General features: G+C 70.8%; 9 protein-coding genes. 6 read left to right on the top strand and 3 right to left on the bottom strand.

Annotated features, from left to right (window positions below; translation table 11 throughout):
* Positions 1-9: 9 nt before the first annotated feature.
* Positions 10-1,278 carry a DUF2993 domain-containing protein gene (locus tag GHR20_RS01470; RefSeq protein WP_153811908.1) on the bottom strand — a complete coding sequence of 423 codons (1,269 nt, stop codon included), beginning with the start codon at positions 1,276-1,278 and terminating at the stop codon, positions 10-12.
* Positions 1,279-1,447: 169 nt separating this feature from the next.
* On the opposite strand from GHR20_RS01470, the gene GHR20_RS01465 reads away from it, so the two are divergent.
* Positions 1,448-2,233: an SDR family oxidoreductase gene (locus GHR20_RS01465; RefSeq protein WP_153811907.1), complete on the top strand. Its 786-nt coding sequence runs from the start codon at positions 1,448-1,450 to the stop codon at positions 2,231-2,233.
* An 86-nt stretch (positions 2,234-2,319) separates the two neighbouring features.
* Here GHR20_RS01465 and GHR20_RS01460 read toward each other — a convergent pair whose 3' ends face one another.
* Positions 2,320-3,837, bottom strand: a complete 1,518-nt coding sequence (locus tag GHR20_RS01460; RefSeq protein WP_111581619.1) for an MFS transporter — start codon at positions 3,835-3,837, stop codon at positions 2,320-2,322.
* 172 nt (positions 3,838-4,009) lie between these two features.
* On the opposite strand from GHR20_RS01460, the gene GHR20_RS01455 reads away from it, so the two are divergent.
* The 5 genes from GHR20_RS01455 to GHR20_RS01435 all read left to right on the top strand — a co-directional run bounded on the left by GHR20_RS01455 (position 4,010) and on the right by GHR20_RS01435 (position 12,085).
* Positions 4,010-4,282, top strand: a complete 273-nt coding sequence (locus tag GHR20_RS01455) for a hypothetical protein (RefSeq protein ID WP_153811906.1) — start codon at positions 4,010-4,012, stop codon at positions 4,280-4,282.
* Between the two features lie 129 nt (positions 4,283-4,411).
* On the top strand, positions 4,412-5,917 hold the full coding sequence (locus tag GHR20_RS01450; protein WP_153811905.1) for an MFS transporter: 1,506 nt from the start codon (positions 4,412-4,414) through the stop codon (positions 5,915-5,917).
* 271 nt (positions 5,918-6,188) lie between these two features.
* Positions 6,189-7,238, top strand: a complete 1,050-nt coding sequence (locus GHR20_RS01445; RefSeq protein WP_243877856.1) for a LacI family DNA-binding transcriptional regulator — start codon at positions 6,189-6,191, stop codon at positions 7,236-7,238.
* A gap of 647 nt (positions 7,239-7,885) precedes the next feature.
* Positions 7,886-9,862: a cellulase family glycosylhydrolase gene (locus GHR20_RS01440; protein ID WP_153811904.1), complete on the top strand. Its 1,977-nt coding sequence runs from the start codon at positions 7,886-7,888 to the stop codon at positions 9,860-9,862.
* 165 nt (positions 9,863-10,027) lie between these two features.
* A complete protein-coding gene (locus GHR20_RS01435; protein WP_153815774.1) occupies positions 10,028-12,085 on the top strand; it encodes a glycoside hydrolase family 6 protein in 2,058 nt (685 codons plus the stop codon).
* Positions 12,086-12,184: 99 nt separating this feature from the next.
* Here the strand turns inward: GHR20_RS01435 and GHR20_RS01430 are convergent, their stop codons facing one another.
* Positions 12,185-12,763: a rhodanese-like domain-containing protein gene (locus GHR20_RS01430; protein ID WP_153811903.1), complete on the bottom strand. Its 579-nt coding sequence runs from the start codon at positions 12,761-12,763 to the stop codon at positions 12,185-12,187.
* Positions 12,764-12,771: the final 8 nt, after the last annotated feature.

The raw sequence follows: 12,771 nt of genomic DNA, 5'->3' as shown, positions 1-12,771 counted from the left end.
GGCGGCGCGTCACTTGCCGAGGAGCAGTCCCGCCCCGCTGACGTAGACATGGATTCCGTCCTTGCCCACCGCGACCCGCTGGACCCGCAGGTCCCCGGAGGGCGGGTTCGGGATCCTGAAGGCGAAGTCGAAGCGGTCGGCGACATCCGGGCGGGTCAGCTTGGTGAGGGAGGTCAGCAGGGAGAGGTCGACGCCGAGCCGCTTGAGCACCTCGGGGTGGGCGAGCGCCAGGTCCACGAGGTTCACCCGGGTCAGCTGGTGCAGGAAGCGCGGCGCGCCGGTGAGCCGGTGCAGCTTGTCCTCGTCGTGCAGCGCGGCGTTCACCGCGCTGTCCGGCACGCCCATGCGGTGCACGATCTCCGGGACGCCCAGCAGCGCCTTGATCTTGTCCGCCTCCCGGGTGACCCGGCGCGCGGCGGCCCGGGTGAGGTGCAGCCCCTCGGTGGGTCCGGTGCCGGGCCGGTAGGTCGCGAGGTCGCCGATGTCCAGCCGCATCCCGTCCACCGAGGTGCTGATGCCGCGGTCCCCGTTCCGCTGGATGTGGGCGTCGGCGCGTACCCGCACATCGTGCCCGGCCAGCCGCAGCGAGCCGAGCGCCCTGATCCGGCCCGGGCCCCGGGCGCTGAACGACACCTGGGAGGCGCCCAGTTCGCGGTTCATGTCGGCGAAGGACAGCAGCACCTGGCCGTGCACCTGCCGAACGAGGGCTCCCCGTACGGCCGTCGGCCCGTCGCCGTCGATGCGTATGTCGTGCGCGGTGGCGGTGACCTGCGTCAGGGTGACCCGGTCGGCCGGTACGTCGGGGACGGTGACCTGCACCGAGTCCAGCCGCTGGTCGACCAGTTGGGTCAGGAAGGGGAAGCCGCCGATCCGCACCTCGGGCGCGGCGGTCAGATGCAGCCGGTCCTTGAGCCGGTCGGCGGCCTGTCGCTCGGCGTAGAGCAGTGCCCAGCGGTCGGCCAGGGTGACGAGGCAGGCGAAGGTGAGCACCCAGACGGTCAGCCTGAGCAGGGTGGTCAGCCCGGTGGCGCGGTTGCGGCGACGGCCCCGGCGCCTGTGGTTGGGTGGTGCCCAGGCGTCGTCGGGGTCCTCGTCCCGCTGGTGGGGGGCGTCCTCCACGCGGAGGAAGTCGTCCAGCGGGCCGTCCTCGGGGCCGCCCGGGGGATCGTCCGCGAGCGCGGCCAGTTCGTCGTACGGACTTCGGGTCGGCGGAACCCGGTCGGGGCCGGGTCCGTCGGAGTGAGCGGTGTGATGCGTCGGTGTGTGGGGGGTACGCATCGGCAGATTTGATCACATAACCCTACCGGACTCGCAACTCTGACGAGGACCGGGGCGGGGAATGACCCGATTCGCACACGTTATCGAGCCATAGGCAACTCGCCGGTGCGCAGCCGCCGTTGGACACTGGCGGCGACGGCTTTCGTGAGGCACGGAAAGGACGACCTCCATGACGGCAAGGGACACCGGGCGTTTCGTGGGCAGGGCCGCGGTGGTGACCGGCGGCAGCCGGGGCATCGGGGCGGCGGTCGCCAGGCGCCTGGCGGCCGAGGGGGCGGCCGTCGCCATCGGCTACCGGAGCAACCGGGCGGCGGCCGACGCGCTGGTCGCCGCGATCGAGGCGGACGGCGGCCGGGCCCTGGCGTACGGCGCGGACGTGGCCGATCCCGGCCAGAGCGAAGCGCTGATCGACCGCGCGGTCGCGGAGTTCGGCCGGCTGGACGTGCTGGCCTCCTGCGCCGGCGTCGAGCACTTCGGCGCCCTGGCGGATCTCACCCCGGCCGATTTCGACCGTGTCTTCGCCGTGAACACCCGCGGCCAGCTGTTCGCGGCCCAGCACGCCGCCGCCCGGATGGTGGAGGGCGGCAGGATCGTGCTGACCTCCTCGGTCAGCGCGTCCCGCGCGGTCTTCGAGCACACCCTGTACGCCGCCTCCAAGGCCGCCGTGGAGTCCATGGTCCTCAACCTCTCCGCCGAACTGGGACAGCGCGGCATCACCATCAACGCCATCGCGCCCGGCGGCACCGACACCGACATGGCCACCGAGAACTCCGCCGGATACCAGCACCCCCGGCTGCGCGGCGAGATGCCGCTCGGGCATTGGCTGTCGGTGCACGGCGCCCTCGGCCGCCTCGCCACGCCCGAGGAGATCGCCGCGGGCTACGCCTACCTCGCCAGCGACGACGCCGCGTACATGACCGGCCGTACGCTCGCCCTGGACGGCGGCTTCTTCTGAGCCGGGGCGGACGGCCGCCCGGGAGGCGGACGTGGTGACGACGGCTCGGCGGGCGGCGGGGTGACGGCGGTCCGGGCGGCCGGTGCTCACGACCGCCCGGAGCGCACCGGATCGTCGGCCGCCTCCTGCGACCCCTTCCCGTCCCCGGAGCGCGTCCGCCGGTCCCGCCGCCAGTCGAAGGTGGCGAGCGCCAGGGACGCCACCATGCCGATGAGCGCGGCACCCAGCGCCATGACGACCGCGGCGCGGTAGTCCTGGTGCCGGCCGAGCATCAGGTAGTAGAGGCCGGGCAGCGCGGCCGTGCCCACCGCCGCGCCGAGCCGCTGCCCGGTCTGGAGCGCGCCGCCCGCCGCGCCCGCCATGCGGACCGGCACGTCCCGCAGCGTCATCGTGAAGTTGGGCGAGACCACGAAGCCACCGCCGATGCCGCCGAGGAACAGCACCGGGGCGGCGACCCAGGGGGCGATGCCGAGATCCACGAAGTGCAGCAGCAGCGCGGTGCCGCCGAGGCCGAGGATCACCCCCGCCAGACCGCACACGGTGAGCAGCCGGCCGAGCCGCTCCACCATCCGCCCCGCGATCACGGCCGCGAACGCCGAGCCCACGGCGAAGGGGGTCACGGCGAGCCCGGAGCGCAGCGGGGAGAAGCCCAGGCCGTGCTGGTAGAAGAGCGCGAAGACCAGCCACACCCCGCTGAAGCCGATGAAGTACAGGGTGCCGACGCCCGCGCCGACCGCGTAGCCGCGCACGGTGCTGAACAGCCGTGGGTCGAGCAGCGGCTGATCGCCCCTGGCCACCAGGTGCCGCTGCCACTGGGCGAACGCGAGGAGCACGACGACACCCACCGGGAACAGCCACCACAGCCGGGCGATCCCGCCGGAGTCCGCCTGGACCAGCGGGTACATCAGCGCGAGTACGCCGAGGCCGAGCAGCGCGACCCCGGTGGCGTCCACATGGCCCCGCCCGGTCCCCTGGACGCGGGGCAGCAGCCGGCGGCCGAGCAGCACGGCGAGGATGCCGATGGGCACATTGACGTAGAAGATCCAGCGCCAGCCGTCCGCGCCGGAGGCCAGCGCCAGGATGGCACCGCCGGTGATGGGCCCGACGGCGGAGGAGATGCCGACGGTCGCGCCGAAGAAGCCGAAGGCCCGGCCGCGCTCCGCGCCCCGGAACAGCTGCTGGATCAGCGCGGAGTTCTGGGGCGCCATGAAGCCGGCCGCGAGACCCTGCGCGAGCCGGGCCACCACCAGCAGGGTGATGTTCGGGGCCGCCCCGCAGGCCGCGCTGAACAGCACGAAGGCGCTGAGCGCGAGCAGGAATATACGGCGCCGGTCCAGGGCGTCACCGAGCCGCCCTGCGGTGACCAGCGCGAGGGCGAAGGTGAGCGCGTATCCGGACACCACCCACTGCACCTGGGCGGGGGAGGCCCCCAGATCGCGCTGGACGGTGGGCAGGGCGACCGCCACGATCGTCACGTCCAGCAGGCTCATGAAACCGGCCACGAGCGTCACCCACAGGGCCCGCCACCGGCGCGGATCCGGCTGATAGCCGGTGTCCTGAGCCCCCTGGCCGCGGCCGCCTGCCGCTGACGTCGACGTAGACACCTGGGCTCCTCTCCGCTGGGGCCCCGCCTGAAGGATTCAGGTTCCCCCGCCGGGGCACGCGCACACACCTCTCACTGCAACCGCAAAGGACGGGAAGAAAGTCCGCACGGGCGGACGAGCGCCGCGGCGCCGGCAAGATCCCGTTGTCAGTGCCGGCTGCGAGGCTTGGACCATGAACGGCGACGACGAGCAGCTGCTGCGCGGCCGGGTCTACGGCCACGACCACGACGACCCCGGACCACGCCCCGACCGCAGGTACGCCCAACTGGTAGGCGGCCCCCTGGACGGCCTGCTGCTGGACATCACCGACCGGGCCGGCGACGCGCCCGCCACGGGCGTCCCGCTGCGCACCGAGCTGGGCCGGTTCGGCATCGGCGGCCGGGCGATATACACCCCGCGCCCCGGTGACCGCACCCGTCTCGACTGGAGCGGCGACCTCCCCTGAGGACCACCGGACCGGAGCGCCATCCACCCAGCGTATCCGAATGGCTGCGGTACGAAGCGGTTAGTTTGATCGCGCGAGATCTGCGCAGGCGTTGGCGTGTGCAATGTGACCGGCGAAAGGAACACCGTGATGACGGCGACTGACCATGAGAATCCGGTGGATCCGGTGGATCCCGCCGCGGTCAGGCGCCACCGGATGCTCTTTCGCGCCATCGAGAAGCGACGCAACCCGAAGCTGCGCCGCAGCGACATCACGGTGACCGAGGAACCGGCCGTCAAGCGCGCCACGAAGGCGGCCGCCCTCGGTAACGCGATGGAGTGGTACGACTTTGGTATCTACAGCTATCTGGCCGCGACCCTGGGCAAGGTCTTCTTCCCCTCGGGCAATCACACCGCCCAGCTGCTGAGCACCTTCGCGACCTTCGCGGTCGCCTTCCTGGTGCGGCCCGTCGGTGGCATGGTCCTCGGGCCGCTCGGCGACAAGATCGGCCGCAAGACGATCCTCGCCCTCACCATGATCATGATGGCGATCGGCACCTTCGCGATCGGCCTGATCCCCTCGCACGCCACGATCGGCTTCTGGGCCCCGGCCCTGCTGATCTTCTTCCGGCTGGTGCAGGGCTTCTCCACCGGTGGTGAGTACGGCGGCGCCTCCACCTTCATCGCGGAGTACGCGCCGGACAAGCGACGCGGTTACTTCGGCAGCTTCCTGGAGTTCGGCACGCTCGCCGGGTACGTCGGGGCGTCCGGCCTCGTCGTCGCCCTGACCAGCCTGCTCAGCGACGACCAGATGCTGCACTGGGGCTGGCGCGTCCCCTTCCTGGTCGCGGCCCCGCTCGGCTTCATCGGTCTGTATCTGCGGCTCAAGCTGGACGAGACGCCCGCCTTCCAGAAGCTGGAGGGCGGCCAGGCCAAGGCGACCGAGGCCGCCGACGCGGTGGAGACCTCCGCCGCCGCCGACCTCGGCAAGATCTTCACCCGCTACTGGCGGCCGCTGCTGCTGTGCGTCGCCCTCGTCGCGGCGTACAACATCACCGACTACATGCTGTTGTCGTACATGCCGACCTATCTGTCCGACGAACTCGGCTACGACACCAATCACGGGCTGCTGATCCTGCTGATCGTGATGGTCCTCCAGATGTGCGTCATCAACCAGGTCGGCCGTCTCTCGGACCGTTTCGGCCGCAAGCCGCTGCTGATGACGGGCATGCTCGGCTTCCTGGTGCTCTCCGTGCCCTCGTTCCTGCTCATCCGGCAGGGCGACATCGTCCTGATCACCCTGGGCCTGCTGCTGATGGGCCTGTCCCTGGTGGCCATGCTCGGCACCATGTCCGCCGCCCTCCCGGCGATCTTCCCGACGCATGTCCGCTACGGCTCCCTCTCGGTCGCCTACAACTTCTCCGCCTCCCTCTTCGGCGGCACCACCCCGCTGGTGATCACGGCCCTGATCGGCGTCTTCCACACCAACCTGGTACCGGCGTTCTACGCCGTGGGCGCGGCGGCCGTGGGTATCATCGCGGTCCTGTGCATGAAGGAGACGGCGAACAAGCCGCTGGACGGCTCCCCGCCCTCGGTGGAGTCGGAGGCCGAGGCCGCCGAACTGGTCAGGGCCCAGTCGCCCGACCCGAAGTTCTGACCGGCGCGCCACTCCCGCAAGACCGGACCACCGGGTGCCTCACGCGCCCGGTGGTCCGGCACGTGCGGGGCAAGCAGCGTGACATCCGCTGTCCCTCCGGAACCCCGCGTTCCCCCGTCCCGCCGCGGGCTCCGGCTTGATCAAACCGGCTTTTATCTGGGAGCGCTCCCGTGGGAGCGCTCCCAGATTGGCATAATGAAGGTCCACCGTTCCCGCGGGTGTGTCAAGGGGACGAACACTTCGAGTCGGTGCGACTGACGGGTTGTCATCCATGGTGACGGGCAAGAGCGCGATGACTACGGGCGAGGGGCGGGGCGGCCGGCCGACGCTGGAGATGGTCGCCGCGCGGGCCGGGGTCGGGCGGGGCACGGTCTCGCGGGTGGTCAACGGCTCCCCGCATGTCAGCGCCCAGGCGCGGGCGGCGGTGGAGGCGGCGATCGCCGAGCTGGGGTACGTGCCCAACCGTGCCGCCCGCGCGCTGGCCGCCGACCGCACGGATGCCGTCGCCCTGGTCATCCCCGAATCGGAGACCAGGCTCGGTGCCGAGCCGTACTTCCTGGACATCGTGCGCGGTGTGAGCACCGAACTCGCCGACACGGACATGCAGTTGCTGCTCACCCTGATCCGTACCCCGCGCGAACGCCAGCGCCTGGGCCAGCACCTGGCGGCCCGCCGCGTCGACGGCGTGCTGCTGGTGTCCGTGCACGAGAACGACCCGCTGCCCAGCCTGCTGGAGCGGCTGCGGGTGCCGACCGTGCTGAACGGCCGGCGCTCGGAGCGGGAGTGGATGTCGTACGTCGACGCGGACAACGTGGGCGGCGCGCGGTCGGCCGCCGAGCATCTGCTCGCGCGGGGCCGGCGGACCGTCGCCACCATCACCGGCCCGCTGGACATGTATGTCGCCCGCTGCCGGCTCGACGGCTACACCCAGGCGATGAACTCCGCGGGCCTCGGCGGCGATACCGCGCTGGTGGCCCACGGCGACTTCACCGAGGAGGGCGGCCGCGCGGCCATGCTCACCCTGCTGGAGCGGTACCCCGGCCTCGACGCCGTCTTCGCCGCCTCCGACGTCATGGCCAGCGGCGCCCTGCACGTCCTGCGCCAGTCGGGGCGGCGGGTGCCCGAGGACGTGGCCCTGATCGGCTTCGACGACTCCGCGGTGGCCCGGCACGCCGATCCGCCGCTCACCAGCGTGCGCCAGCCGACCGAGGAGATGGGCCGCACCATGGCGCGGGTGCTGCTGGAGGAGATCGAGTCCCGCAACGGCATCCGTCGCCATGTGGTGCTCTCCACGGACCTGGTGGTGCGCGAGTCCGCCTGAGCGCGGCGCCGGGGGCCGATGCTTGGTGGCCGGCGTCCGCCCCCGCCCGTCCCGGGCTGCTCCGGGGTTCATTCCGGCATCCCCATGCGCGGCTGAGCGTCGGTACCCGCGTGCCGCGCCGGGCCACCGTCGTCCGTGCGATCGCCGAATGGCCGCTTCTCCCCCTTGCTTCCGGACCCGCACGGCGACCGGACTTCGGCGGCCCGTTTTCCGCTACCCGACGGTAGGCGTCGCGCCCGGCGCGCATCGCCGCCGGAAGCGGCGAGTTCACCGTGGTCCCGGGCGGCGCCGCCCCGCCGCCGTCGGGCGTGCCTGCCCTCGCACCGAGGGGGCGCGTGAACGCGCCATTGCGCCCAGGTTTCGCCTGGCCCCTTCACAGCGCTGTTTCGAGTTGTTACTTTCCTCACTTGCTGGGAGCGCTCCCACGCTCAACACCTTTGAATCAAGCCGGAGTTGTTCATCACCGCCGCCAAGTGGCGGAAGTCTTCGCTCCGTTCGCACTCGGGCGGGCGCTCCCCGGCACGGCACCACCGCGTACGCACCGCACACGAACCGCATGTGAACCGCGCCGCCGCCCGCCACGGGCCACGACGCGGCAGCGATGTCAGTCAGCACGGGGGCACGCCACACAAGAGGAGTTGGCTGCTATGAGACCTGCGGACCTGGGCCCACCTCGGCGGTATACGGCCATGGGCGTCGTGGCCGCGATCCTGCTCGCCCTGCTGGCCGCCGTGACGGGTACGGCGCCCGCGCGGGCGGCGGGCACGGCGGGAGCGGGCTACTGGCACACCAGCGGCCGTCAGATCCTGGACGCGAACGGCAACTCGGTGCGCATCGCCGGGATCAACTGGTTCGGGTTCGAGACCGACAACCACGTGGTCCACGGCCTGTGGTCCCGGGATTACAAGAACATGCTCGACCAGATCGCCGCGACCGGATACAACACGCTCCGCATCCCGTATTCCGACGACATCTTCAAGTCCGGCACGACGCCGTCCAGCATCGACTTCTCCAGCGGCAAGAACGCCGACCTCCAGGGGCTCAACTCCCTTCAGGTCCTGGACAAGATCGTGGACTACTCGGGGCAGATCGGCCTGAAGGTCATCCTCGACCGGCACCGGCCGGACTCCAGCGGCCAGAGCGCCCTGTGGTACACGAGCAGCGTCCCGGAGTCGACCTGGATCGCCGACCTCAAGTCGATCGCGAGCCGCTATGCGAACAACCCCACGGTCGTCGGCATCGACCTGCACAACGAGCCGCATGATCCGGCCTGTTGGGGCTGTGGTGACACGACCGTCGACTGGCGGCTCGCGGCCCAGCGCGGCGGCGACGCGGTGTTGTCGGCCAACCCCAACATGCTGATCTTCGTGGAGGGCGTCCAGACCTACAACGGCGACTCCACCTGGTGGGGCGGCAACCTGGAGGGCGCCGGCACCTACCCGGTCCAGCTCGATGTGGCCGACCGCGTGGTCTACTCGGCCCACGACTACGCCACCAGCGTCTCCAACCAGCCCTGGTTCAGCGACCCGTCCTTCCCGGGCAACATGCCGGGGATCTGGGACAAGCACTGGGGATACCTCTTCAAGAACAACATCGCCCCCGTCTGGGTCGGCGAGTTCGGTACGACGCTCCAGTCGACCACCGACCAGACCTGGCTGAAGGCCCTCGTCGACTACCTCCGCCCGACCTCGCAGTACGGCGGGGACAGCTTCCAGTGGACCTTCTGGTGCTGGAACCCCGACTCCGGTGACACCGGCGGCATCCTCAAGGACGACTGGCAGACGGTCGACACCGCCAAGGACGGCTACCTGGCATCCGTCAAGGCCCCAGGCTTTGGCTCCGGCGGCGGTGGCGGCGGCGGTACGGATACGACCGCGCCGTCCGCGCCGACGGGTCTGGTGGTGTCGGGGACGACGGCTTCGAGTGTGTCGTTGAAGTGGTCGGCGTCGACGGACAACGTGGGGGTGACCGGGTACGACGTGTACCGGGGGTCCACGAAGGTCGGCAGCAGCACGTCCACGTCGTACACGGACAGCGGACTGTCCGCCTCGACCGCGTATTCGTACACCGTGAAGGCGAAGGACGCGGCGGGCAACGTCTCGGCGGCCTCCGGCGCGGTGACGGCGACGACCTCGGCCTCCGGGGGCGGCGGTGGCAATCCCGGCACGGGTGCGGTGAAGGCGCAGTACAAGAACAACGACTCCGCGCCGACCGACAATCAGATCAAGCCGGGGCTGCGGGTCGTCAACACGGGGAATTCCGCGGTGGATCTGTCGAAGGTGACGATTCGCTACTACTTCACCGGTGACGGTGGCGCGTCCGGCTTCTCGACCTCGTGCGACTACGCGGCCGTCGGCTGCTCAAACGTCACGCAAAAGGTCGTCGCGCTGTCCTCGCCGAAGTCCGGCGCGGACCACTACGTGGAGATCGGGTTCACCTCCGGCGCCGGCACTCTCGCGGCGGGTGCGAACACCGGGGACATCCAGAGCCGGATCAACAAGAGCGACTGGTCCAACTTCAGCGAGAGCGACGACTACAGCTACGCGACCAACACCGCCTACGCGGATGCGTCGAAGGTGACCGTCTATGTCGGCGGCACCCTCGCGAACGGCATCGAACCCTGAGTTCTCCCTCCCCTCGCGGCGCGTGGTGTGCCGTACGGCCGCACCGCGCGCCACAACACCCCATGGAAGGAACCCCTGGTGAAGAAGTCTCCGCCTCCCCCGAGATCCAGGCTCACCCGCGGATGCGCGGTGCTGTCGGCGCTCGCCCTCGGCTCCGCGCTGGCCATGACGCTCAACGCGCCGACCGCCTCGGCCGCCACCGCCCGGGTGGACAACCCCTATGCGGGCGCCACGGGTTATGTGAACCCGGAGTGGTCCGCCAACGCTGCCGCCGAGCCCGGCGGCAGCGCGGTCGCCAACACGCCGACCGCGGTATGGCTGGACAGCATCTCGACCATCCAGGGCGCAAGCGGCCGGATGGGCCTGCGCGCCCACCTCGACAAGGCCGTGTCCCAGGGCGCCAACCTGATCACGCTGGTCATCTACGACCTGCCGGGCCGGGATTGCGCCGCGCTCGCCTCCAACGGCGAGCTGGGCCCCACCGACATCGGCCGGTACGAGACCGACTACATCGACCCGATCGCCAAGATCCTCGCGGACCCGGCCTACGCCAATCTGCGGATCGTCAACATCGTCGAGCCCGACTCGCTGCCGAACCTGGTCACCAACGCGGGCGGCACCGACGGCTCGACGTCGCAGTGCCAGACGATGAAGGCGAACGGCAACTACGAGACCGGCGTCGGCTACGCGCTGAACCACCTGGGAGCGATTCCGAACGTCTACAACTACATCGACGCCGGCCACCACGGCTGGCTGGGCTGGGACTCCAACCTCGGCCCGTCCGCCGACGAGTTCTACAAGGCGGCCAACACCGCCGGTGCCACGGTCAACGACGTGCAGGGCTTCATCGTCAACACGGCCAACTACTCGGCGACCGTGGAGCCCAACTTCAAGGTGACCGACTCCGTCAACGGCACGACGGTGCGCCAGTCGAAGTGGGTGGACTGGAACCAGTACGTCGACGAGCAGTCCTACGCCCAGGCGCTGCGCACCACGCTGGTGTCGAAGGGCTTCAGCTCCGGCATCGGCATGCTGATCGACACCTCCCGCAACGGCTGGGGCGGTTCCGCCCGGCCGACCGGCCCCGGCCCGACGACCTCCGTGGACGACTACGTCAACGGCGCCCGGATCGACCGCCGCATCCACGCGGGCAACTGGTGCAACCAGAGCGGTGCCGGCCTCGGCGAGCGGCCGACCGCGGCCCCGGCCAGCGGGATCGACGCCTACGTATGGGTCAAGCCCCCGGGTGAGTCGGACGGCGCGAGCCAGCCCATCGACAACGGCGAGGGCAAGGGCTTCGACCAGATGTGCGACCCGACCTACACGGGCAACGCGCGCAACGGCAACAACCCGACCGGTGCCCTGCCGAACGCCCCGCTGGCCGGCCACTGGTTCTCCGCCCAGTTCCAGCAGCTGCTCAAGAACGCCTACCCGCCCGTCTCCGGCGGTGGCGGTGGCGGTACGGATACGACCGCGCCGTCCGCGCCGACGGGTCTGGTGGTGTCGGGGACGACCAGTTCGAGTGTGTCGTTGAAGTGGTCGGCGTCGACGGACAACGTGGGGGTGACCGGGTACGACGTGTACCGGGGGTCCACGAAGGTCGGCAGCTCCACGTCGACGTCGTACACGGACAGCGGTCTGAGCGCGTCGACGGCGTATTCGTACACGGTGAAGGCGAAGGACGCGGCGGGCAATGTGTCGGCGGCCTCCGGCGCGGTGACGGCGACCACGGCGGCGAGTGGCGGTGGCGGCGGTAACCCGGGCACGGGCGCGGTCAAGGTGCAGTACAAGAACAACGACAGCTCCCCGACCGACAACCAGATCAAGCCGGGGCTGCGAGTCGTCAACACGGGCAATTCCCCGGTGGATCTGTCGAAGGTGACGATCCGCTACTACTTCACCGGTGACGGTGGCGCGTCCGGCTTCTCGACCTCGTGCGACTACGCGGCCGTCGGCTGCTCAAACGTCACGCAGAAGGTCGTCGCGCTGTCCTCGCCGAAGTCCGGTGCGGACCACTATGTCGAGATCAGCTTCACGTCCGGCGCGGGCTCCCTCGCGGCGGGTGCGAACACGGGTGACATCCAGAGCCGGATCAACAAGAGCGACTGGTCCAACTTCAGCGAGAGCGACGACTACAGCTACGCGACCAACACCGCCTACGCCGATACGACGAAGGTGACCGCCTACGTCGGCGGCACCCTCGCGAACGGCATCGAACCGTAAACAGGGCAGCCACCGAAGGTTTCGCCCAGTACGCCGGCGCCCGCAGCAGGGCGGTGTACTGGGCGAACGCCATGCCGGGAAACTTGCCGGAGAGAGCGGTCAGAGGCCGCGCAGGCGCGCGAGGGTGGCGTCCAGGTCGGCCCCGGCGGGCCGGTTGTGGGGCAGCTTGGCGAGGACGGCGGCCATGCCGCAGGTATTGCTCACGGCGGAGAAGACCAGACCGCCCGCCACACCGGCGGACAGCAGCCGGAAGGCCGGGTGGACGAACTCGCCCAGGGCCAGGCCGAGCAGGACCAGGGAACCGGCGGTGAGCCGGACCTGGCGGTCCATGCTCCACACCGCCCTGACGTCGCAGGCCGCCGGGCGCTCCAGATCCCGCCCCCGGGCCGCCCAGGCGCCGGTGCCGCCTTCGAGGGTCGCCGCGTGCACGCCCTGCTCGGCGAGCTTGCGGCAGGCGTTCTCGGAACGGGCACCGGAGGCGCACACCACGAGGACCTCGCCGCGGCCGGCGGCGCCGCGGATCTCGGGCAGCGCGCGGTCGAGCTGGTCCAGCGGGATGTTCAGGGCGCCGGGTATGTGACCGCCGGCGTACTCGCCCGGGGTGCGGACGTCGATCACGGTGAGCTCGTGCAGACGCTCCTCGGCCTGATCGGGAGTGAGGGTGGTGAGGGTCGTCATGGCAGGTG

The sequence above is a fragment of the Streptomyces sp. SUK 48 genome (assembly GCF_009650765.1).
In the GTDB taxonomy this organism is placed as follows: domain Bacteria; phylum Actinomycetota; class Actinomycetes; order Streptomycetales; family Streptomycetaceae; genus Streptomyces.
Note: the sequence above shows the minus strand (reverse complement) of the source record. Positions and strands in the feature narration are given on the sequence as shown.

What these genes read in the sequence shown, in the direction of transcription:
- GHR20_RS01450 (WP_153811905.1), top strand. Translation starts at nt 4,412, where the DNA reads ATGACGGCGACTGACCATGAGAATCCGGTGGATCCGGTGGATCCCGCC.
- GHR20_RS01445 (WP_243877856.1), top strand. Translation starts at nt 6,189, where the DNA reads ATGGTGACGGGCAAGAGCGCGATGACTACGGGCGAGGGGCGGGGCGGC.
- GHR20_RS01470 (WP_153811908.1), bottom strand. Translation starts at nt 1,278, where the DNA reads ATGCGTACCCCCCACACACCGACGCATCACACCGCTCACTCCGACGGA.
- GHR20_RS01440 (WP_153811904.1), top strand. Translation starts at nt 7,886, where the DNA reads ATGAGACCTGCGGACCTGGGCCCACCTCGGCGGTATACGGCCATGGGC.
- GHR20_RS01430 (WP_153811903.1), bottom strand. Translation starts at nt 12,763, where the DNA reads ATGACGACCCTCACCACCCTCACTCCCGATCAGGCCGAGGAGCGTCTG.
- GHR20_RS01465 (WP_153811907.1), top strand. Translation starts at nt 1,448, where the DNA reads ATGACGGCAAGGGACACCGGGCGTTTCGTGGGCAGGGCCGCGGTGGTG.
- GHR20_RS01435 (WP_153815774.1), top strand. Translation starts at nt 10,028, where the DNA reads ATGACGCTCAACGCGCCGACCGCCTCGGCCGCCACCGCCCGGGTGGAC.
- GHR20_RS01455 (WP_153811906.1), top strand. Translation starts at nt 4,010, where the DNA reads ATGAACGGCGACGACGAGCAGCTGCTGCGCGGCCGGGTCTACGGCCAC.